Source organism: Geobacter sp. 60473 (assembly GCF_036323535.1).
GTDB lineage: Bacteria > Desulfobacterota > Desulfuromonadia > Geobacterales > Geobacteraceae > Geobacter > Geobacter sulfurreducens.
In genome coordinates, this window is sequence record NZ_AP028967.1 from 2,119,043 (window position 1) to 2,141,689 (window position 22,647).

Annotated in this window: 17 protein-coding genes and 1 riboswitch; of the genes, 7 read left to right on the forward strand and 10 right to left on the reverse strand. The window is 63.7% G+C overall.

Annotated elements, in window-relative coordinates:
• Positions 1-36: 36 nt before the first annotated feature.
• From dusB to AABA48_RS09590, 4 genes are read left to right on the forward strand one after another with little or no spacing between them, the layout of a single operon-like run.
• Complete coding sequence (gene dusB / locus AABA48_RS09575) at positions 37-1,014, forward strand: tRNA dihydrouridine synthase DusB (RefSeq protein ID WP_286350261.1); 978 nt, start codon at positions 37-39, stop codon at positions 1,012-1,014.
• Positions 1,011-2,102: a nitrogen fixation sensor histidine kinase GnfL gene (gene gnfL / locus AABA48_RS09580; RefSeq protein ID WP_286350262.1), complete on the forward strand. Its 1,092-nt coding sequence runs from the start codon at positions 1,011-1,013 to the stop codon at positions 2,100-2,102. Before dusB ends, gnfL begins: the two co-directional genes overlap by 4 nt.
• Positions 2,103-2,157: 55 nt before the next feature.
• Positions 2,158-3,603, forward strand: a complete 1,446-nt coding sequence (gnfM, locus tag AABA48_RS09585; RefSeq protein ID WP_286350263.1) for a nitrogen fixation sigma-54 dependent transcriptional regulator GnfM — start codon at positions 2,158-2,160, stop codon at positions 3,601-3,603.
• 16 nt (positions 3,604-3,619) lie between these two features.
• Positions 3,620-4,183: a hydrolase gene (locus tag AABA48_RS09590; RefSeq protein WP_286350264.1), complete on the forward strand. Its 564-nt coding sequence runs from the start codon at positions 3,620-3,622 to the stop codon at positions 4,181-4,183.
• Positions 4,184-4,339: 156 nt separating this feature from the next.
• Here AABA48_RS09590 and AABA48_RS09595 read toward each other — a convergent pair whose 3' ends face one another.
• The 4 genes from AABA48_RS09595 to dnaB all read right to left on the reverse strand — a co-directional run bounded on the left by AABA48_RS09595 (position 4,340) and on the right by dnaB (position 8,586).
• Complete coding sequence (locus tag AABA48_RS09595) at positions 4,340-4,723, reverse strand: hypothetical protein (RefSeq protein WP_286350265.1); 384 nt, start codon at positions 4,721-4,723, stop codon at positions 4,340-4,342.
• A 63-nt stretch (positions 4,724-4,786) separates the two neighbouring features.
• Positions 4,787-4,863: riboswitch (cyclic di-GMP riboswitch) on the reverse strand.
• 159 nt (positions 4,864-5,022) lie between these two features.
• Complete coding sequence (locus AABA48_RS09600; protein ID WP_338270069.1) at positions 5,023-6,330, reverse strand: enoyl ACP reductase FabMG family protein; 1,308 nt, start codon at positions 6,328-6,330, stop codon at positions 5,023-5,025.
• 86 nt (positions 6,331-6,416) lie between these two features.
• Positions 6,417-7,226 carry an acyl-ACP--UDP-N-acetylglucosamine O-acyltransferase gene (gene lpxA / locus AABA48_RS09605; RefSeq protein WP_286350267.1) on the reverse strand — a complete coding sequence of 270 codons (810 nt, stop codon included), beginning with the start codon at positions 7,224-7,226 and terminating at the stop codon, positions 6,417-6,419.
• Complete coding sequence (gene dnaB / locus AABA48_RS09610; protein ID WP_010941663.1) at positions 7,216-8,586, reverse strand: replicative DNA helicase; 1,371 nt, start codon at positions 8,584-8,586, stop codon at positions 7,216-7,218. The genes lpxA and dnaB overlap by 11 nt, the downstream gene beginning before the upstream one ends.
• 131 nt (positions 8,587-8,717) lie before the next feature.
• Between dnaB and mutM the strand changes: the two genes are divergently transcribed.
• Positions 8,718-9,533 carry a bifunctional DNA-formamidopyrimidine glycosylase/DNA-(apurinic or apyrimidinic site) lyase gene (gene mutM, locus AABA48_RS09615; RefSeq protein WP_286350268.1) on the forward strand — a complete coding sequence of 272 codons (816 nt, stop codon included), beginning with the start codon at positions 8,718-8,720 and terminating at the stop codon, positions 9,531-9,533.
• Between the two features lie 46 nt (positions 9,534-9,579).
• Here the strand turns inward: mutM and AABA48_RS09620 are convergent, their stop codons facing one another.
• Positions 9,580-9,759, reverse strand: a complete 180-nt coding sequence (locus AABA48_RS09620; protein ID WP_286350269.1) for an SAP domain-containing protein — start codon at positions 9,757-9,759, stop codon at positions 9,580-9,582.
• Between the two features lie 385 nt (positions 9,760-10,144).
• Here AABA48_RS09620 and AABA48_RS09625 point away from each other — a divergent pair, with 385 nt between their 5' ends.
• Both AABA48_RS09625 and AABA48_RS09630 read left to right on the forward strand, forming a co-directional pair.
• On the forward strand, positions 10,145-11,770 hold the full coding sequence (locus AABA48_RS09625; protein ID WP_286350270.1) for a fumarate hydratase: 1,626 nt from the start codon (positions 10,145-10,147) through the stop codon (positions 11,768-11,770).
• Between the two features lie 121 nt (positions 11,771-11,891).
• Positions 11,892-12,287: a PaaI family thioesterase gene (locus AABA48_RS09630; protein WP_286350271.1), complete on the forward strand. Its 396-nt coding sequence runs from the start codon at positions 11,892-11,894 to the stop codon at positions 12,285-12,287.
• A 13-nt stretch (positions 12,288-12,300) separates the two neighbouring features.
• Here AABA48_RS09630 and AABA48_RS09635 read toward each other — a convergent pair whose 3' ends face one another.
• From AABA48_RS09635 to AABA48_RS09655, 5 genes are all read right to left on the reverse strand, one after another.
• Entirely contained in the window at positions 12,301-15,243 is a 2,943-nt protein-coding gene (locus AABA48_RS09635) for a hypothetical protein (protein WP_338270073.1), read from the reverse strand.
• Between the two features lie 71 nt (positions 15,244-15,314).
• On the reverse strand, positions 15,315-16,580 hold the full coding sequence (locus AABA48_RS09640; RefSeq protein WP_286350273.1) for a glycosyltransferase: 1,266 nt from the start codon (positions 16,578-16,580) through the stop codon (positions 15,315-15,317).
• The gene (locus AABA48_RS09645) at positions 16,577-18,460 is read right to left on the reverse strand and encodes a helix-hairpin-helix domain-containing protein (RefSeq protein ID WP_286350274.1); all 1,884 of its coding nucleotides are present in this window, start codon (positions 18,458-18,460) and stop codon (positions 16,577-16,579) included. The genes AABA48_RS09640 and AABA48_RS09645 overlap by 4 nt, the downstream gene beginning before the upstream one ends.
• Positions 18,461-18,581: 121 nt before the next feature.
• Positions 18,582-20,591 (reverse strand): phage tail protein, encoded by a 2,010-nt coding sequence (locus tag AABA48_RS09650; protein ID WP_286350275.1) that lies wholly within the window; start codon positions 20,589-20,591, stop codon positions 18,582-18,584.
• Between the two features lie 15 nt (positions 20,592-20,606).
• Entirely contained in the window at positions 20,607-22,640 is a 2,034-nt protein-coding gene (locus AABA48_RS09655; protein WP_286350276.1) for a putative baseplate assembly protein, read from the reverse strand.
• Positions 22,641-22,647: the final 7 nt, after the last annotated feature.

Here is a 22,647-nt window from a genome sequence, read left to right on the forward strand (position 1 = left end):
TAAATTTTAAGCAATAAATACGCGCGACTGCCGACGATGATCCGTTCTCTTACCATAGGCTCCCTGCCCCTGGGAAACAATCTTATCCTCGCCCCCATGGCCGGGATAACCAACCTTCCCTTCCGCCTCCTTGCCCGCGAACAGGGGGCAGGGCTCTGCTTCACCGAGATGGTGAGCGTGAACGGCCTTGTCCGGGAAGGCAAAAAGAGTTTCGAGCTCCTGCGGAGCGTGCCGGATGACCGTCCTCTCGGAATCCAGCTTTTCGGTGACGACCCGGACGTCATGGGCCGGGTGGCGGCCACGGTGGAACAATACGGGGACCTCATCGACATCAACATGGGATGCCCCGTGAAAAAGGTGGTGGGGACCGGCGCCGGGAGCGCCCTCATGCGCGAGCCGGACAAGGTGCGGGCCATTGTCAGGGCTGTCCGGCGGGCTACGCGGCTGCCGCTGACCGTGAAGATCAGGAGCGGGTGGAGCTGCGAAGACGCCAACTTTATCCAGATTGCCCGGATTGCCGAGGAAGAGGGATGCGATGCCGTTACGCTCCATCCCCGGAGCAGGGCGCAGATGTTCGAAGGCTCGGCCGACTGGACGAAGCTCGCCGAACTGAAGCGGGCCGTCGCCATACCGGTCATCGGCAGCGGCGACCTCTTCAGCGCGGCCGACGTGGCCGCCATGCTCGACCAAACCGGCTGCGACGGGGTCATGATCGCCCGCGGTGCGTTGGGAAATCCGTGGATATTCAGGCAGGCCCTGGACCTGATGGCTGGTCGCGACCCGTCGACGGCCTCACCGGCCGAACGGTTGGCGGTGGCCCGGAGGCATCTGGCCCTGTTCACGGAAATGGCCGGCGAACAGGTAGCCGCGCGGGAGATGCGCAAGCACCTGGGGTGGTACTCCCACGGACTCCCCGGTGCGGCACAGTTCCGGAAGGAAATCAACGAAATTGAGGGCAATGGCGCCCTGATGGAGGCAGTGAGCCGCTTTTTCACGGCTGCGGAGGCGCCATGACCCCCGAAGAAAAGAAAGAGGAATTTCTTGCCACCGTGATCGACAGCGTCGGTGACGGCGTCATCGTCATCGACCTGGACGGACGGATCGCCCTGATGAACCCCGCCGCGGAGGAGATCACCGGCATTTCACGGCGGCAGGCCGTGGGACATCGCTTCGCCCTCGTCTTCCACCGGGAGGAGGTCCTGCGGGAGATGGTCGGCAAGACCGCCTCCAGCGGCATGACCATCTCCGACCACGAGAACATCGTCATCCGGAAGCTGAAGCAGCTGACGCCGGTCTCGGCGACCACCTTCCCACTTATGCTTCCTCACGGCGAAACCACCGGGACGATCCTGGTGCTGCGCGACATCACCAGCATCCGGGAGCTGGAAGATGCCGTCCGCAATGCCGACCGGCTTTCCACCCTGGGAACCCTGGCCGCGGGATTGGCCCACGAGATCAAGAACCCCCTGGGGGGCATCAAGGGAGCGGCCCAGCTCCTGGAGCTGGAGCTGCCCACCGAAAGCGAGTTGCGCGACAACGTCCGGATCATGCTCAAGGAGGTGGAGCGGGTCAACCGGATTGTTGAGGAACTTCTGGCCTTGGCCTCGCCCCGGGGACTGCAACTGAGCAAAGTGAACCTCCACAAGGTCATCGGCGACATCCTCACGCTCCAGAAGCGCTCGACCGAAGGAAAAAACGTCGCCTTCCAGCAGCAGTTCGACCCCAGCATCCCGCCCATCCTTGCCGACGAGGGGCTGTTGACCCAGCTTTTCCTGAACCTCGTTAAAAACGCGATGGAGGCGGTGGATGACGGCGGCTGCATCCGGGTCGCCAGCCGGGTGATATCCGACTACTCAATGACCCAGAAGGGTGAGCGTCGCTCGCGGATGGTGGCCATCGACGTGGCCGACGATGGACCAGGCATCCAGCCGGAGCAGCTTGAGCAGCTCTTCACGCCCTTCTTCACCACCAAGACAAAGGGGACGGGCCTGGGGCTGGCCATCTGCCAGAAAATCGTTACGGAGCATCGGGGAATGATCAAGGTGGAATCGGACCCCGGCAAAGGGACCACCTTCACGGTAATGCTCCCCCTGATTCAGTAACCGGGATCTTTCCCTTAACCATGTTCATTTCCATATCCACAGTTCGAGGTCTGCAATGTTACTGAACCGCATATTGGTTGCCGATGACGAAGAAAGCATGCGCTGGGTCCTCTCGAAGGCCCTGCGCAAAAAGGGATTCACCGTAGACCTCGCCCGCGACGGAGAGGAAGCCCTGCACCTGATCCAGTCCAACGAGTATGACCTGGCCATCCTCGACATCAAGATGCCCGGCTTCACCGGGCTGGAGTTGCTCGACAAGGTACGGGAGCTCAAGCACGACCTCCTCATGGTGATCATGACCGCCGAGGCGAGCATGAAAAACGCCGTGGAAGCCATGAAGCGGGGGGCCTACGATTACATCACCAAGCCCTTCGACCTGGACGTTATAGATGCCATCATCGAAAAGGTGAACAAAGCCCGGGAGATCACCTCCCAGATGACCATTCTGCGGGAAGAGCTGAAAGAGCGCTATCACCTGGAGAAGAACATCATCGGCAACTCCCCCGCCATGCGGGAAGTCTACAAGACCATCGGCAAGGTTGCCCCCAGCGACGTGACCGTTCTCGTTCAGGGGGAGTCGGGGACCGGCAAAGAGCTCATCGCCCGGGCCATCCACTTCAACTCCAAACGGATCGGCAAGCCGTTCATCGCCCTCAACTGCGCCGCCATTCCCAAAGAGCTGCTGGAAAGCGAACTCTTCGGCTTCGAAAAGGGGGCGTTCACCGGCGCCGTTGAGCGCAAGCTGGGCAAGTTCGAGCAGGCCAACGGCGGCACAATCTTCCTTGACGAGATAGGCGACATGCCCCTCGATCTCCAGGCCAAGATCCTGCGGGTGCTCCAGGAAAAGGAAGTGACCCGCACCGGCGGCAGCCAGAACATCGCCGTGGACGTGCGGATCGTGGCGGCCACCAACCAGAACCTGGAGGAACTGGTCCGCAAGAAGCAGTTCCGGGAGGACCTCTTCTACCGGCTCAACGTGGTGCCGATTCAGCTTATGCCGCTGAGGGAGCGAAAGGAAGACGTGCCGCTCCTGGTGGAGTATTTCCTCCAGAACGCCTGCGCGGAACTGGAGGTTTCACAAAAAAAATGCTCCCCCGAAGCCATGGCGCTCCTCACCACCCACAACTGGCCGGGCAACGTACGGGAACTGGAGAATACCATCAAGCGGGCGGTGATCCTCTCGTCCGACCCGCTTCTCACCCCATCCGACTTTCCGGGGCTGCGTGCCCGCCAGACGGGAAGTGAGGCGACCGCTGCGGACGACCTCTCCCTTGAAGCCCTGGTGGACATGAAACTGCGGACAAGCCTCACCAACCTGGACAAAATGGAGAGCGGGGATATCTATAACCTGGTCCTCAAGCAGATCGAGCGGCCCCTCATCCGTTTCGTTCTGGAAAAGACGCGTGGCAACCAGGTGAAAGGGGCTGAGATCCTCGGCATCAACCGCAACACGCTGCGCAAGAAGATTCAGGAGCTTGGCATCGAACTGAAAAAAGACTGAAAGGAGGGAGCATCTGATGGGAATTATGGAGAAGTTCTTCCTTGACCGGCAGCAGGCAGTGCTCGTGGTCATCGACGTGCAGGAAAAGCTCTGCGCGGCCATGGACCCGGAAGTTCTGGAACGGCTCACGAAAAACACCGGCATCCTACTGGAGGCCGCCCAGGAACTCGGCATGCCGGTGGTTGCCACTGAGCAGTACGTGAAAGGCCTCGGCTGCACCCTGCCGGTCCTGAAGGAGAAGATCGAGGGAGACGCCTGCGAGAAGATGACCTTCAGTTGCTGCGGCGACGAAGCGTTCCTGAACCGTCTCGCGGCACTGGGACGCAAGCAGGTCATCATAACCGGCATGGAAACCCATGTCTGCGTGCTCCAGACGGTTATCGAGCTCCTGGAGCGGGGCTACCACGTCCACCTGGTGCGGGATGCCATCATGAGCCGCCGCAAGGAGAACTGGTTCGTGGGCATGGAAGTGGCGCGGGACGCCGGCGCGGTCATCACCTCCACTGAAACGGCCCTGTTCCAGCTCCTCCGCGTGGCCGGCACCGATGAGTTCAAGAAACTGTCGAAACTGGTGCGCTAGCGGATCGCTATCGCACGCCACCCATGGGCCGTCCGAAGGGGACGGCCTTTTTTTATTGTTGAATGCGCCGGGCTTCCCGGCATCACGGATTCGGGGAATAAAAAAGCCCCCTCTCCCAGGAGGAAGGACGAGGGGGCACAAGAACGGGAGGATGGCTTAAAAGAGGAAGGTTACCTTGACCGAAAACCCGTTGATGAGCGGGTCCAGTTGCCGCGTTATCCGCTGGCTCTGCTCCCGGATTTCGTCATGGGGAGCGAGATCCGTGTAGCCGATTTCAACGGGAACGCCGCCGCAGTTGAGCGTCACATCGCCGGTTGGGCTGGCTGATATGCTGAAAAAGGTGGCATTTTCCGATTGGGAGGCGGGTGAGGCGGAAGGAGGAGAAACGAGAGCCGGAGAATCATGGCTGGTGGTCGATGCGAGATAGGCGGGGATCGAGTCCGCCAGCGCCGGGATCGCCGCAACAGCAAGGACGAACAGTACGACCTGCGCAACAACGGCCTTGCCCCATCTGCGACAATACTCCCGTGAAACTCCCATGGCTCGTCTCCTTCCGGCACCGGATAAAGAGCAAGCCGGGGCCGAACGTCGTCGTGCTGACATTTCGGCATCCCGGCTGTCTCAGAGAGACCCTGTGGGCTTTCCGTCCCACCCTCGCGGATGGTTTAGTATTGTCGTGTATCAACGATATGCGGTTTGCATGACACATGCAAACCGCATACCATCCAAGTAACAATATTGTTCCCCTTTTGAAATCCCCCTTGTTCAAGCGAGAGTGCGACGACAGGAACGACCCTGAGGTGACCTTTTCCGTCGTCCAATGACGGAAAAGGTCGCGATCAGGCGGCAAGCCTACGCGCAATCACGTCGTGATTGAGCCAGAGGACCGGCGCCTGGGGCGCCCAGGAGTGATCGAACATGAGACGCCCCACTGCCTGGAAAACCGCCTTGGACAGCTCTGCGCAGACGATGTTCTTGGGATCGGCGCTCATGGCCATGAGCGCGTCCGACGCGGTGAGCATCAACGCGGCCTGCTCCGGTGTGTTATGGCGGGGCCACTCTTCCAGTTTGTCGAAGGATGCCTGAACCGGAGAAGCAAGGTAGGCATCGGCCTGCGCCAGCAGGGCGTCCATGGCCTCCCCTTCCTTGAGCAGCGCCTGGCAGGCGGCGCGGATACCGGCTGCCGCAGAGGAGCCACCTTCCCGCTCAATGGCGTCCAGAAGTGGGTACAGAGAAAGTTCAACCCCAAGGAACAGGGCGCTGGAATTCGTCTGAATCTCCGGCGAATTGTAGACCGTAGCCTTGACACCCTGCTGCCAGACCCGGCAGGCCCACTCCTCAAGGCGGATCTTCGCCCACCCCTGCAGATAGGGGGTGTAGGATTGCCAGCGGTATTCGCCGCCGATGAGCACCTCGCAGCCATGGTAGCCGTAGGCTGCGTAGGAAACCCTGGCGCCGGCGACCTCCACCCGTGCCCGCAGCGAGGCAGTGGCGTCCACAAGGGCGCCGAAGGTGTCGGCGGTGACCTCGTCGAAGGAGAGGCTGCACAGCCGTCCCACGTCAGAGTTCCAGAAGAGCTCCGAGGGGAGGAAACGATCCCCCTGGCCCTTGAACACGCGATTGAGAAGCGGCATGAGGGTTCGGGCGCGGGGAATGCCGCCGGCCATGGTGTGCACGATCAAGAGGTTGGCCCCCGGCGGAACGAGCCCGTCGAGTTCCCGGGCGAACTCGGCCAGGTTGCTCCGGAAGCGGGCAAGCCCCTTCAGGCGCGACTCCTCAATGGCGGCCATATCAAGCGCGGTTGTGGCCACGGTCTCGGGTTTCACCCCCTTGAGGCGGTCGACCGGGGTGAGCCCGTCGCCGGCAGGCTCCAGATCGAAACCGGCTTCCAGCGGGGCATTAATGATCTTTCCCCCCAGGTTCGCCTCGGCTTCGGCCAGTTCTTCGGCGGTGAGGGGGCGCGGCGGCCCGTTGTTGTCACGACGGCCCACCGTGGCGCCGATAATGGTCATGCCGGCCTTCCGGGCCTCATCAACGATGCCGTTGGCATAGCCGCGGCCGAACAGCTCGCCGAAGAGGACAAAAACGTCGCCGGGGCCGTAGCCGGCAGCAGCGGGAACGTCACGGAGCGGAGTGTATGTGGTCATGATTGACTCCTCGATTCGTAATGGGGTACTGACGTCCGGCCATCGGGGCCGGTCGGTTTCGGAGGGTGAGCCGGGCGGGCGGCACCCTACTCCTCATCCTCCACATCCACGATCTGGCCGCGACCGAAACAGACTCCGCGCTTGGCCGACTTGATGAAGTCAATGAGGTAGCGGACATCGTCGGTGATGTGGAGGGAGCGTTCCGCCTCGGCCAAAGCGTTCTGCATGTTGAGCCCCGACAGGAACAGGAGCTTGAAGGCGTTCTTGATCGCCCGGATGCGGGCCTGGTCGAATCCGTTGCGCTTGAGACCCACCAGGTTCAGGGCCTTCACCGTGTGAGTGTCATCAACGATGCAGAAGGGGGGAACGTCGCGGGATGAGCGGGACAGCCCCCGCATCATGGCGAACTTCCCGATCCGGCAGAACTGGTGCACCACGCAGTTGCCGGAGATGATGGCCCGGTCCTCCACCTCCACGTGGCCGGCCAGCATCGCGGAGTTTACCAGGATGATATTGTTCCCCAGAACGCAGTTGTGCGCCACATGAGCATTAGCCATGAGCATGTTGTTGTCGCCGACCACCGTCTTGGTCCCCGGCCGGTTTCCCCGGTGGATGGTGGCGTACTCGCGGATCACGTTGCCGTTGCCGATGATGGTCCAGCTCTCCTCCCCCTTGTAGCCGAAATCCTGGGGATCGTGGCCGACGATGGCGCCGTAGTGAATGACGTTGTTCTCGCCGATCTGCGTCCAGGGACCGATGACGGCGTTGGCCATCACCCTGGTGCCGGCGCCGATGGAGGAGTGATCTCCCACGATGACGTTGGGGCCGATTTCCGCGCCGTCGGCAATGGTGGCGGAGGGGCTTATGTGGGCAGTCGGATGAATGTTAGTAATCATGATGCTTCTCCATATTTTCGAACTTGGTGAATTCGCCGTTGAACAGCAGGTTGACGGAGCCGATGGGGCCGTTACGCTGCTTGCCGATGATGATCTCGGCGTCCTTCTCATGCCCCTTGGTGCAGGAGCCGTCGCGTTTCTTGCAGTCATCGCAGTAGACGGCGTCGCGATACACGAACATGATCACGTCGGCGTCCTGCTCGATGGCCCCCGATTCCCGCAGGTCGCTCATCATGGGGCGCTTGTCGGTGCGGCTCTCCAGACTCCGGTTGAGCTGGGAGAGCGCCACCACCGGCACGTCCAGCTCCTTGGCCAGGGCCTTGAGGGAGCGGGAGATTTCCGAGATCTCCTGCTGGCGTGACTCCTGGCTGGAGCCGCGCATAAGCTGGAGATAGTCCACCACGATCATGCCGAGGCCGTTCTCCGCCTTGAGGCGCCGGGCCTTGGCCCGCATCTCCAGCACCGGAATGGCCGGGGTATCGTCGATGTAGAGCCGGGCCTTGGAAAGCTTGTCGGCCCCGTGGGTCAACTTGTGCCAGTCGGTGTCCACCAGGTGACCGGTCCGCAGGCGGCTGGCATCCACCCGCGACTCGGAGCAGAGCAGACGCATGACCAGGGATTCCTTGCTCATCTCCAGGGAGAACACGGCCACGGGCAGGGGCGGATCGGCATGGGCAGCGGCATACTGGGCGATATTGAGGGAAAAGGCCGTCTTGCCCATGGAGGGGCGGCCGGCAATGATGATGAGATCGCCCGGCTGGAAACCGGCGGTCATCTTATCCAGGTCGTAGAACCCGGTGGGGACGCCGGTTACGTGCTCTTTCTTTTCGTAGAGGGTCTCGATCCTCTTGAAGGTATCCTTGAGGATGGTGCCCACCGGGGTGAAGGCAGGGCGGAGCTTGTTCTCGGAAATTTCGAAGATGGTCTTCTGGGCGCCGTCCAGAAGCTCGTCCACCGTGGTTTCCTCGTCATAGCCGCGGGTGACGATGTCGGTGGCGGCGGTGATGAGGCGCCGGGTGACCGACTTTTCCTTCACGATCCGGCAGTAGTAGGCGATGTTGGCGGCAGTGGGAACATAGTCCACCAGGGTGGCGAGATAGGCGCCGCCCCCCACCTCCTCCAGCTCTCCCTTGCGCTTGAGCATGTCCGTGAGGGTGATCAGGTCGCAGGGCTCGCTCCGGTTGGACAGGTCGATCATGGCCCTGAATATCTTGCGGTGGGACTCGCGATAGAAATCGTCGGCCTCGATCAACTCCAGACAGCGGTTGATCGCCTCATTATCGAGGAGCACGCCGCCGAGAATCGACATCTCGGCCTCAATGCTCTGGGGGGGAACTTTTCTCAGATCGACCGCGGACATGACCTGCCTTGGGAAGAAACGCTGGATGTGAGTCGGAGGAACGGGTACTATACCCCGCGCCGCCGGTCCGGGTCAACCGTTTTGACCGGGCCGGCGGCGCGCCGGAATAATGCGGATCAACGGGAGGATAGATGCCGGAGTTGCCGGAAGTGGAGACAACCCTGCGGGGGATCGCGCCCCATGTGACCGGGCGGCGGGTGACGGCGGTCACGGCCCGGGCAGCCAAGCTGCGGTTGCCGATCCCCCCCGAGCTGGGCGAGCGGCTCACCGGCAGGGTCATCGAGCGGGTGGAGCGCCGGGCCAAGTACCTCCTCTTGCGCTGCGGCGACGGCACGGCCATTATCCACCTGGGGATGACCGGCACGCTCCGGGTCGCGCCGGCCGGCAGTCCGCCGGGAAAGTACGACCACCTGGACCTGGTCCTGGACGACGGCCGCACCCTCCGCTTCAGGGATCCGCGCAAATTCGGGCTCGTCCTCTGGACCGGCAGCGATCCCCTTGCCCACCCGCTGCTGGCACAACTGGGGCCGGAGCCCTTCCCGCCCCTGTTCAACGGGAGCTATCTCTTCGCGCGCAGCCGGAAGCGGAATACCGCCATCAAGCTTCTGCTCATGGACAACCGGATCGTGGTCGGCGTGGGGAACATCTACGCCAACGAGGCCCTGTTCCGGGCGCGTATCCATCCCGAACGCGCCGCGGGGTCACTCTCTGAGGAAGACTGCGCCACGTTGGCAACCGCCGTCGGGGATGTGCTGCGCGACGCCATTGCCGAAGGAAACGCCACCCTCCACGAATTCATCGCGGCCGAGGTCCCTTCGGGCTATTTCCGCATCGATCTGGCCGTGTACGGGCGAACCGGCAAAGCCTGCACTGTCTGCGGCACTCCCATCGCCCGGACCCGGCTCGGCAACCGCTCCACCTGGTTCTGTCCCCTCTGCCAGAAATGAGCACCACCGGCTGCGCCGGCTCGGCCGGGACGCAGCCGGCGGACGGTCAGTTACAGTCGTCGCGCCAGAGACAGGCGCCCTGGCCGCACGAGTCGGCGCGGCCGGTCCCGTAACACGCTTCGTTCCCTTCATCCGACTGGATCGCCCGGACGAGTTCCGCCTTTTTCATGGAACCTGCCTTGATCCCTCGTTGTTTGGCAATCTCTTTGACTTGCTGCATGTTCATCACTCTCATCCTCCCTGCGGACATGTTGTTTTCACCGCAATACATCACTGTACCAGCCATGTATTGCGGCACCATCACAACGTGATAACGATATCAGGAAATCAGTCCGCTGCAACCGCGGCTCAGCGCCCCCTGTTTCGCGGGCAGGGCGTCGATCTCCTGGGAAACCTTATCGTCACATCCGAAAAAACATTTAATTGTTTCATGAAAAAATTCCGCATTTTCTCCCCTTGCACTTTCTTGCTCGACAAACTGAGAATTTTTCAATAAAATCCCGCCGTATACTGTATACACTTACGCGGACAGCATGGCCCGGAGCGTATCACGATTCCCGCCCGACCCTGCATCCCCGGCCGTCAGCCCATGATCGAAAGGAGAGCACGCGATGTCCACCAAGCCGTTCGTCTACCAGGACCCTTTCCCCCTCGGCAAAGATGAGACGAAGTACCGCAAGATCGAGGGATCCGAGAAGCACGTCACGGTCGAGCAGTTCGCCGGCAAGGAAGTGCTGCGGGTCTGCCCCGAGGCGCTGTCCATCCTCGCCAACGAGGCGATGCGCGATGTATCCTTCCTGCTGCGCCCCGAGCACAACGAGGCAGTAGCGAAGATCCTGCGCGACCCGGAAGCGTCCATGAACGACAAGGGCGTGGCCCTCGCCTTCCTGCGCAACGCCGAGATCTCCGCCAACTTCGAGCTTCCCATCTGCCAGGACACCGGCACCGCCACCGTCATCGCCAAGAAGGGTCAGCAGGTCTGGACCGGCGGCAAGGACGAGGAGTATCTCTCCAAGGGGGTCTACAAGACCTACACCGAGGAGAACCTCCGCTACTCCCAGACCGTTGCCCTCAACATGTACGACGAGATCAACACCGGCACGAACCTCCCGGCCCAGGTCGAGATCCAGGCCGTGGACGGCGATGCCTACAAGTTCCTCTTCATGGCCAAAGGCGGGGGCTCCGCCAACAAGACCATGCTTTTCCAGGAAACCAAGGCGCTGCTCACCCCCGAGAAGCTTGAAAAGTTCCTCGTGGACAAGATGAAGTACCTGGGCACCGCCGCCTGTCCGCCCTACCACATCGCCGTGGTCGTGGGTGGCTGCTCCGCCGACCAGGTCATGAAGACCGTCAAGCTCGCCTCGGCCAAATATCTCGACGCGCTCCCCACCCAGGGGAACGAGCACGGCCAGGCGTTCCGGGACCTGGAACTGGAAGAGAAACTCCTCCAGGCCGCCTACAAGCTCGGCATCGGCGCCCAGTTCGGCGGCAAGTACTTCGCCCATGACATCCGGGTCATCCGGCTTCCGCGTCACGGGGCCTCCTGCCCCCTGGGGATGGCGGTCTCCTGTTCCGCCGACCGCAACATCAAGGCGAAGATCACCAGGGACGGTCTCTTTGTGGAAGAGCTCGACCGCAATCCGGGTCGCCTCATTCCCGAGCAGTACCGCGGCAAGCACGAGCACGGCGTCAAGATCGACCTGAACCGCCCCATGAAGGAAATCCTCGCCGAGCTCAGCAAGTACCCGGTTGCAACGCCGCTGCTCCTGAACGGGACCATCGTGGTCGGCCGCGACATCGCCCACGCCAAGTTCAAGGAGATCATCGACGCCGGCAAGCCGGTGCCCGAGTACCTGCTCAACCACCCGATCTACTACGCGGGACCGGCCAAGACCCCGGCCGGCAAGCCCTCCGGCTCCTTCGGCCCCACCACCGCCGGCCGGATGGACTCCTACGTCGATCTCCTCCAGTCCAAGGGCGCATCCATGATCATGATCGCCAAGGGGAACCGCAGCCAGCAGGTGACCGATGCCTGCCAGAAGTACGGCGGGTTCTACCTGGGCTCCATCGGCGGCCCGGCCGCGGTTCTGGCCGAGGAGAACATCAAGAAGGTCGAGTGCATCGACTTCCCTGAACTGGGGATGGAAGCGGTCTGGAAGATCGAAGTGGAAAACTTCCCGGCCTTCATCCTTGTGGACGACAAGGGGAACGACTTCTTCAAGCAACTGGGTCTGTAAGCACTGAAGCCCACCACGCCCCCGGCCTACTGCGGCCGGGGGCGTTTTTGCGCGTATCGGTCAATGGTGGCGGGCCCGTGTGCCGGGGCGCCGGACGGACGCAGACAAAGGATCAGGAACCATGCAAGTCATCGACGACGGCCGCTGCTTCATCTGCGGCAAGGACAACCCCATCGGACTCAAGGCGGAATTCGTCACCGACCCTCACCAGCGGCGCGCCGAGACGCGCGTTCGAATCCCGGAGGTCTTCCAGGGATGGCAGGGGGTGACCCACGGCGGCATCATCTCGGCCCTGCTGGACGAGATCTGCGCGCAAGCCTGCATGGCGAGCGGACTCCAGATAGTGACCAGCGAACTGCGACTCCGCTACCGCGAGCCGGTACCCACCGGATCAGAGATAACGGTAATCGGTCAGGTGATGGGCGAACGGCGCCGCCTGGTGGATGTGAAGGGGTGGGTCGAACTGGACGGACGGGTCATGGCAGAGGCCGAAGTGACCATGTTCCGGGTGGGGTAATCTCCCCGGCCGATTACTCCTTCAACTGTTTCTTCAAACTGTCGCGGTGTTTCTCGTACGCTGCGATGTGATCGCCCTTCTTGATCTCCGACTTCCTCCAGTAGATGGTATCTTCGGCGTTTCCTTCCAGAACCGGGTTTTTGAAGAATATCCTGGCCGTGGCAGGTTGCTTGTCCTCTTTGCGCTTCTTGTCGCTCTCCGCGCGGACCGCCGCGATGGCGGCCTTGAGCGTGGAGCCTGAGCTGCTGTTTTCCGATCCCCGGAGCATCCAGTAGTTTTCAGTCTCGTCGTCCCCCTGGAGCTGGTACTCAACAATGTGATCGATGTGGAACGTCATCTTCTCGCCGACCCGGTTGAAGCGTGGGCGAACGATATCCCGGTCGCTCATGCCGAGATCGGCGGCTTTCTTCCTGAGGGGCTCGCTCAGGTTCTGCCTCGCCCAGGATTCCCACTTGCCGACCTGACCTGTTTTGCGGTCCCTTTTTTCATGGAACAGCTTATCGGCCTTGGCCCGTCCCGTATAGAGGGTCTTGTGCTTTGCGCCCGCCCCTGCGTGCTCCTTGCATGAAGGGATGGGGAACGGCTTTTCATGGTAGAGGTCCCCTGCCCCGGCAGCTTTTCCCTTTTTCTTGACGGTCTTGAGATCCTGGGCGGGATTGAGGGTAGCTGACACGATCCAGTTCTCACCGCCGTCCCACGCCTTGAGTTCCTTGAGGCCGTACTCCTTGCGGCGGCGGATCGATTTCAGGACGGTATTGAGCTCGTCGAGGCCGATCCCCGTCTTCTCCGCATAGGCCAAGGCCTGATCCAGGGCCGTCTTTACCCGCCCCATGCGCGCGGCAATGTCGGCTGCAGGCTTGTCGGCCTTCTTTTGCGGCTCCTTCGCCCCCGGTCTCTTCCCCTTTTTTTCTGCCTCCGCCTGGTACTGCCGGACCGTTTTGCCATCGGCGGTCCGGGCGTTGGGGTCGGCAGGCTTTTTGGCTTTTTTGGGCCCTCCAGGCGTAACCCTGGCCTTTGCCGGAGATTGTTTCGGCGCCTCTCCCTCCTGGGCCGCCCCCTTCTTCGCCTGCTTTGGCGGCGGCTCCGCCGCCCTGGTATTCTTTTCCTTCCACGCCCCCTTTTTCTCTCCCTTATCGCCGGAGCCTCCCGTGGCCTTGTCGCTGTAGAGATCGGTCATGAACTTCTCAGCGGAAAACTCCACCGGCTTGAACTCGACAGAAGGTGCCTGGCCGGAGCCGAAGACGTAATCCACCGTGGCGCCTACGCCGAAACTGCCGCCGATGGGCCATTCCTTCCCCCCCAGGGGCCAGGTCCACCGCTTGTCGGGGACGGGCGACCACCACGGGGCGTCGATCTCCACGAAAAGGTCGCCCGACAGCCCCAGGAACGGCTGGGCCGCGATCTCCATGTCGCCCCGGATGAAGAACTCCCCCTTTTTATCCTCTCCTTCGGCACCTTTTTCCCGGTAGCCGATGACGGGTGTCGCCTCGGCGTACCCCCTGATCCCGGCCAGGGCGTTGACTCCGGCCCCGGCCTTGATGTCGTGGGACAGGATTTCGAGGCCGGCACCGGCCTCGCCCCGGAGCCGGAGACCGGCCGCGGCGGAGATGTTGAGACTCCCCTGGATAGTGAAGTTCTGAGCCTTTTTCGGATCGGTGGAGTAGGTCCCCTCCACCACGATATTGTAGAACTTGGCCGGACCGAGCTTTGCAAAGGCTCCCATCCCCACGTTGGCGAAGATGAAAATGTTTCCCACCACGGGAATGCCATAGGAGGCCCGGGCCTCCACCTTGAAGAGGTCCTTGTTGAAGTCCTTCTGGGGAAAGAGGATGAATTCCTTCTGGGGAGTGATCTTGCCGATGACGGTGAGATTCCCCCGAGGATCAACGATGACATGTGCTGTTCCGTTCAGCCAGTCGGTAAAGGCAAAGGTAAGGTCCCCTTCGCCGAAGACCACGTAGTCGACCTTGTCGCTACGCGGCCCCGCCTTGGCCGACGGAGCAGGGGTTCCCTCCGGGGCCGTGCCGGCTGCTTCGAGTCGGGCCGCCTCCCCCTTTTCCATGAGACGAAGGAGGACCTCGCCGGAAAACTTCTCCCCCGTGTAGCCGACCTTACCCTCACCCGTAATGGCCCGGCCGTCCCACCCCACTGCCACGTTGCCGGAGAACCCCTTGGGCAGAGTGAGCCCCACCGTGGCAGTGCCGGTGACGATCCCTTCGGTGGACCGTTTCAACTCCAGGCTGCCCGAAGCGAGCCCCCGCACGGTCACCGCCGCGCTCCCTTCAAAGGTGATCGCCTCGTTGACCGCCTCAAGGGTGAGGGTACCGGTAAACGCCCCTCCCATCCGGATCGGCGTGCCCTTGATTCCCAGATGGAGGGCACCGTTCTCCAGGGTATTGATCGCTGAACCGAGCCGGCTCAGGTCAAGGGCACCGAGCCCCACCAGGTCGGGGGTTTTCCGGATCAGGGCGGCAAGATTTCCTTTCTCCCCGTCAAAGCCCACCCGACCCCTGATCTTTCCGCCGTCGCCGACCGCCACAAGGAGAGAGGGGGCGAGGGCACCCGTGAACAAGGGGTGAGTCAGGGGGATTGCCTGTTCGCGCACGGAGTAGCGTTCCCCGGCCCGGCGGACCTCCAGCTGACCGGCCGCGAGGCTGCCGAACCGGACATTGACGTTCCCTCGCGTGCCTTCCTTCAGGAAGTCGGCAATGGGCGGGGGCGGCACAAAGGTGGGCATCCCCTTCAGCTCCATGATGCCGGGGACAGTCTCCCCCGTGGCATCGGCTGCGGTCGCAGCCTTGAGCATCTCTCCCGTTCGACGGTTACCGATGGTCTGCTGGAGCTGACGGACCGGGCCGGCAGGCGTGCCGGCCCGTGCCGGCGACGGAACCGGAGCGGGTCGCTCCGGGCGCCCGGCTGTGTTGATCGGTTTCGGTCCGGTTTTCTGAGAAGTCATGGATGTCCCCAGCTACTGGTTGCTCCCGCGGGGAGAGCCCAGGATAGGAGAGTACAACGGCGACGGACCGGTCATGCCGCAGGCCAGATGACCCGTTGACGCCCACGGCAAGGGTTTCGTGCTCCGCTGCCGTGACGGCGTACCGCCTCGCGGATAATGGCGGCATAGCCGCTTGCGGCCCGCTCCACGGAGAACGATCGGGCAATTTTCTGGCGGCCGGCCCGGCTCATGGCCTCGGCGCGGGCACTGTCTTCCAGCAGCGCCAGGGCCGCGGCCGCAAACCCGTCCGCGTCCGCGGCATCCAGCAGGATTCCGTTACGCCCGTCCTCGATCACCTCGGGGATAAAGCAGCGTCGGGAGGCAATCACCGGCACGCCGGCGGCCATGGCCTCGAACAGCCCCCAGTTGGCCGCCCCCTCGAACAAGGGAAACAGGATGACATCCATGGCCTGGAGGTAGCGCACGAACTGGTCGTGGGGGACAAAGGGACGGAAGATGAACTCCTCATCCGCCATCCCCTCCTGCCGCAGAGCGTGCCGCTTGAACGAGGAATCCCCCAGGTAGGATGCTTCGTTGCCGTAGATGCTCGCCTCATCGCCGACGACGAGAAAGTGTGCGTCGGGGCGGACGGCTCGAATCCTGCCGGCGGCCCGGACAAACACGTCGAAGCCCCGCACCGCCTCCAGGGTCCTGCCCGCAAAGCCGATGACCGGCCCGTTCCCGGTTATGCCCAGTTCACGCCGCAGAGCCTCCCGGTCACCTGCCGGTGGAGGCAGGGCAAACCCCTCCATCCGGACCCGTACCTTGCTGCGCAGCTCGGGTGGGAACAGGTCGCGGGCGTAGGCGGAGGGAACCACGCAGATATCCGAATGAATCACGCTGGAATGGATAAGAGAGCGCAGGGCCACGTCCATGAGGCTCTGGGGATACCGGCCCGGGAATTCATCCCGGCAGAAGGCCGGATGGTATCCAGGCAGCTCCACATAGGAGACCACAGGGATAGCGAGAATCTCCCGAACGAACAGGGTTGCCCCGAAGGATGCGTGCCCCACCACGGCGTCGATGCCGGTCGAGGCATGGATGTGCGCCAGGGCCTCCACAATGGCCTTGCCCCGGCGCGCCCCCTCCTCTATGCAGCGGGTGTAGTAGGTCCCCGACAGGGGCGATGCCTCCTCCCCGTACCCGTAGTAGGCGACGGGCGGATTGTCCCGGCGGATCTGCCGGGTGAACGCCCGATCCACCAGAAAGGCACACTCCCACCCCCTTTTCCGGGAAAGAGCGTTGGCTATCCCGGTGAACTGGTTCGGATAGGAAGGGTGGACGAATACAACGTTCATCGCTTCTTCGCCAGTTTCCTGGCCGCGTCGATGAAGCCTCGCGCCCGTTTGGGATCGCCGCCCAGGGCGGTTGCCACGTCATCGACGGAGGCGGCCGCAAGATCGGCAATGGTCGAGATGCCGGCTGCCGTCAGTTTCCCGGCCATGGCCGGCCCGATCCCCTTCACGTCCGTCAGGTGCGGAGCCTGCGTGCCCTTGCCGGGGGGAACGATCACCGTGGGGGGCTCCACCGTGCCGGGGCCGCTCATGATCGGGCCATGAATGGTTACGCTCGGAATGGTCATGGTGGGGATAGTGGGCACCGTGAGCGTCGGCGCGGTCATGGTGAAGGTCGGCTGGGTCAGGGTAAACGTGGGCCGCGTCAGGGTGAAGGTCGGCTGCGTGAGGGTGAACGTGGGCGACGTAACCGTAACGGTTGGAGATGTAACGGTTATTGTCGGCTCCGCAGCTGCAACGGCAGGGATGGCGACCCACCGCAGGGACAGCGTGCGCTGGCCGACCCCCGGAGCCGAGAACATGATGTCAAAACTTCCGATGTCCTGGAACCTGAGCACCCGCACCGTGATGAACGCCGTCTGGCCTGCATAGCGCAGAACAGGGCCGTATTCCACGAACTCGCCATAGTCTATCCCGGCCTGCACGCAGAAGAGGTTGTCGTCGAATCCCGAGCTTACCCGTGCCGTGCCCACACCGTCCGAATTGGTAGTGATGGTGACGCGCCCGGTGCGGGCCGATGCCCCTCCGCCGCCTGCGGCGCTGATGGTGATTTTCTTGCCGGCGGGATCAGCGGCCAGGGTCACGTTCTGTCCGGCCGCCAGATCGATGGCCGCGCCCGGATTGACGACGAGGCTGCCGCCGTTCACGGTTAGCCCTGCCAGGGAGCGGTTCCAGCGCATGGCATTGGCGTTGGAGACGTGCTTGTCGCAGGTGGTATCGTCACTGGCGGGGTCGACGCAGGCGGGACCGGTCTGCTCGTGCCGAGTGTTGTGGGGGTTGCCGGTGACCCCCGAATGGCTCTCGCCGATCGTAATGGTCTTGGCGGTGGTGTTGGGCGTGATCTGGACGGCGTTCGCCGCCACCAAGTCCACGTTGCCGCCGGGGTTCTCGACCCCGTCCACGCTTTTCAGCGCCCCCACCTGGGCCGCGGTGGTCATGTGGGGATTGCCCAGGTCGGTCAGGTGGCGGCGGATCATCTCGAAGAGTTCGGGATTGGTGTGCACGACGATGTTCTGGATGAGGTCCGGGGTGCCGCTCCAGGCACCTCCCTTGCGTATCACCAGGGCCAGCGGCACCCGGCAGGGCTCCCCGCAGGCAGGGCAGCCGGCCAGGATGCGATCGAAGTGGGCCTTCAACAGCGCCCGGATGTCCGCCCGGCCGGCGGTCGTGTCCGTGGTGAAGAGGCCGGACCAGGCGTCGTCAACCGACGGGACCGGACCGTCCCATTTTTGCGCTGCCAGGGAAAAATCCTCCCGCACCCGACTGTAGCAGCAGGTTTCGCCGCAGGCGTTGCCGCTGTCGGCCATGGGGGCCGGAGCCGGCTCGATGCGGCAGTCCTCCCGGCTCAGCCAGAGACAGTAGGCCGTGACATCCGGGGCCGGCTCGAAGGTGACGGAGGAGGACCTGTCCACTACGATCTCCCGGCCGCCGCAGTCGATGGCCACCCCTTCGCCGACACTGAGCGTGACGGCCTTTTTCGACTCGTCCCAGGAGGCGGTCACCTCCAGGCCGCAGACCGCTCCTGTGCCGAGCACCATCCTGTTGATCAGGTGGCGCTTGCCGTTCAGGTAGGACTGCTCCATCTCGAAGTCCCGGACTGTCATCAGCTTGCCGTAAAAATAGAGGTTTCTCTGGAATGGGCTCAGGGTGCGGTCGTTCGACATGGCGTCCTCCTTTTATGTATCCGTTCGTCAGGCAACATGACCCTCTCCGTTCAAACGGCCTGGCTCCGCTGTTCCGGAGCCCGCTCGTTCCAACGGCTTACGTCGCCTGCCGGTTTCAGGTTCACTCAAACAATGTATCCATGCCCTGTCGCGCCCGGACCTGCGCCTGTCCCGCCTTCTCGCCGTCGGCCAGATAGGTCTGCCGGGCGAGCGACGAGGATGTCTCCAGGGCAAAGAGAGGCTGGTTCAGGTTGGTATTGACCTCCAGATAAGTGTGCCCCCCAAGCCGGAACAGGTTCTCCAGGGCTACCACCGTGGCGCAGGTATGGGCCGGGCGCTCGCGCGCCACGATCCGCTTCACGGTCTCGATCCTCCCCGAGCCGCCCGGCTGAAGGAGAACCGTGAAGTGGTAGGGATCTTCCCCGAAGAGCCTCATGGTTTCGCGCCACTCGCTCCGGCCCCGGATGCGGTCCAACTGGAACGCCTCCACAATCCACGGCTCCTTGCCGGTGTAAAGGGCGATGAGTTCCGCCAGTCCACCCCGGGTGCCCCGACAACGGTACAGCTCATTGGCCCGGGCGATCAGTGTGCGCAGCCGTGCCCCGCCATCTTCGAGCCACTGGTCCGCATCGGGGAGCGCCAGCCACGAGGCGAGCCAGGGAAGGAAGCCGGCCGGTACGGCACAGGGGTCGGCATAGCGCCGGGTCGTGAATATTTCGCGCTCCAGGTCGTAAAGGACGCTCTCGAACAGGGAAAGAAACCGCTCCAGGAAATCACGCCCCCGCTCGTCGTCCTGGAAGACGGCCGGAAGGTAGCGGAGATACGATTGTTTGGGAAACTGGAGGCGGAGGCTCACCACTGTGGGGGTGGCATGCCGGTCTTCGGAGATCAGTTCCAGGCGCACCCTCAGATGCCGTCCCTCCTTCCGCTCAAAAAGGGCGTCGGCCGGATTGGACGGGAAACTTCGCCACTCGCCGTCGGCCGGCAGGAGCTCCGGATCGCGGCCGGTTTCGTAGATGAAGTAGGAAAGTCGCACCTGGGTCTTTGGGGGGACCGTCGCGTCCAGCGTCACCCGGTGCCAGAAGAGGCGGCCGTCGCCGGTATCGAATGAGCGGGAAGTGTAGATGCCCGTTACCGGGCCGCTGCCGGTCCACGAGCCTGCCGGCGGATAGCGACGGCGACGGGTGAGGCGGGCCACCTCCCCATCTTCCAGGGCGTAAAACTCCCCGCCGGGACCGGCGAACAGCCGCAGGGCCTTCCCCTCGTACTCCTCCAGAGGGCTCCAGTCACCTGCCGACCTGATGGCATAGATGAACCGCTCCCGATCAGAGACGTACCATTTGCCGTCGGCGTCCACCGCCAGACCGGCAGGCTCGAAGCCGAGGTCGTCCAGGCCGACGGTGCCCAGGAACCGGCCCTGGTCGTCAAAGGTAACGATGGCGGTGAGCCCCGTATCGAGGCAGTGGACCAGGGCCCCCCCGCCGGACGGGGAGGGAGCCGGGCCCAGCGCCAGCGCCACCGGCTGCTTCAGCCGGTCGGCGCCGAAGGGGGGCACATGGGGCACGGGTTCGCCATGGTAATCGAAACGCTGGATGCGCCGGTTGCCGGCATCGAGCACATAGAGGTTGTCGCAGGGGTCCACCGCCAGATCCAGGGGGCGGTCGAACTCCCCCGGACCGGTTCCGGCCGCCGGTTCCCCTGCCGGGTTCTCGGCTCCGATAAACCGGCGCACCTGCCAGTTAACCGTGGCAAAGACGCAGACCCGGTTGTTGTCCGTATCGGCCACGTAGAGATTGCGGCTCCCCAGAGCCATGGCCCGGGGTCCACTCAGTTCCCCCGCCCTGTCCCCCCTGCCGCCGAGACAGGGTATCCGCTCCAGTCGGCCGGACATGGGGTCCAGACGATAGAAGCGCTCGCCGGCCAGCATGATCAGCGTTCCGCAGCGATCAGCCACCAGGGCGTCGGGGCGGATGCGTCCCGCGAGCCCCAGACGGCGGTCGAGGCCGTGCACCATCTCGCCGGCCAGTGCCAGTCCGCCGTCTCCCACGGCCACCAGGCCGTTGGTGGCTGCCCCGGCGGCCCATGCCTCGCCGCTCGCCACATGGATTATGGTGTACTCGTTGTCTTCCACGCCGTGTCTCCCGTGTCAGTACGTGACGGTGCACCGGCCGGAGCGGGCAGTCACGTCCACCTCGTGCCGTTCGGAATAGACCAGGGCGTCCCGGTCTATCATCAGGTTGCCCTCGCCGTCGACCCGCGTGCACGTATCGCCCGAAAGCGTCGTCTCCAGCACGCATTCCACACCGCTCACCTCCCTGATGGCTGCAATGATCTCCGAACGGTAGACCCCTCTGCCAAAAGGCCACCCCGTCCCGTCCTCACCCCCCTTCAGGGGATGAAGAAACTCCAGAAGCCGTTCGGCCACCCGCGCTCGCAACTCCTCGGGACGTACCCCTTCACCGGCGCTGACCCGTGTTCTGACCGTCACCTGCGCGTAGAGGGGAGGGATCACCCTGACGCGGGTCGTCACCAGCCGGTGGCGATCCAGGTGGTCGCACACCGCGCGCAGGAACCGTGGGCCGGGATACGGCCGCGGGGTAAAGGACCAGGGGACCACGACCACGGTCACCGTGGCCGGCACAGGACGATCCTCCGGCGCTTCCGGCTCCCAGAGGGGAAGCGCCCGGGCGCGGGCCACCCGGAGACCGGGGGTATTCAGCGCCAGATACTCGAAATCATCAGAGGTTATGGCCCGGTCCACCTCCCGCAGTTCCAGGGGAGCGCGGGCAATGGCCTCCGCGAGCGGCTCGGCGTCTCTGCCGCCGCTGGCGGACGCGTCATTGCGCGCGGCAAGGTCCGCCAGCAGGGGATCATCGAAGCGCCACGATGCCAAGGGCCTCAGGTTTCCCGCCGCGCCCCCGCCTGACAGGTAGTCGGCCCGCACCCGAGCCCCCTCCGGCAGGACACGCCCGTTGCGGCCATCACCGAAAAGGATGGTACCGCCCGCCGGATCGAGCACGAAATGCCGATCCATGGGACCCGAGGCGTCCAGGTTGTCGCGTTCGGCCCACTCTTCCCAATCGGTGCCGGTCAGGACTCTGACCCTGATGCTCCCCTCCATGGCCGGCCGCCGGGCAAGGGAAACTACCTGTCCCGGCATGCCATTGCCCCAGCCGGCGCCGGATGATGAGACAAGGTTCTCGTCCACCACCGATACCGCCTGGCGCGCCGTCACCGTATTGAGGCGGATGGAGTCGATGCGCGGAGGTATCTCGTAGAAGCCCGCCCCCTGCAGGGCGGCGGCGCGGCGGCATGCCGACAGACCCTCGGAAGGCAGCGGCACGGCGGTGCTCTCTTCCGGCAGGCGACAGCGGATCATGGGAAAGCGCGGCGCAGGCACCGTTGCCGGCAGGTAAGGCGAGCTGGTCGCCGTCAAGTCGGTGGGCACTGAAAAAAGAATCTGTCCGGAGCGGGTCAAGCCGGTGGTGCCGTCCTCCAGCAGATCGAGCCGACGGTAACCGGCCTCCGTGGAATACTCCCAGACCAGATCCACCGGGGGTACGGCGGCGGCCGGTTCGTCCCGGTGGGCACCCACGGGGGGCAGGTCTGCTTCGTAGAGATCGATGGAGAGGCGCACCTCCCGCCCTGCCGGAAGCATCCGCTCAAAGGCGATGAGGAGCGTGCCCCCCGGTGCCGGCTGCTCGCCGAAGGCAGGGAAAAAGAGGGCATCGCGGGCATTGGCATCGGTGACATTGCGGAAGCCGCCGCCCCAGGCGCTGATGACGGCAGCGATTCGGTTGTTCAGCAGAAACAGATCGTCCGTCGTCTCGAAGGCAAGGCTCACCCCCCCCGTCTCGGCCGTTAGCCGCGTTCCCCGAGGGATCAGCAGCTCGCGGCCGGCGGTGGACGAGATGGTCAGGGATACAGTGGCGGCGGCCGCCGGAGCCGGCCGGATACCCACGAGACGGAGGAAGGTCCGGTAGTGGTCGGGGGTAAGGCAGTTGAGCCCGTAGATCTGCATCTCCGCCAGCCAGGCAAAGAGCTCCACCACCGTGATCCCCGGGTCCGATGCGTTGTGGTCGGTCCACGCCGGTGCGCGCACCGCAAGGCTCGCCACCGCCTCCCGCACCAGGTCGGCGTATCGTTTGTCGTCAAGATCCGGTATCGGTACTATGGGCATAACGTTC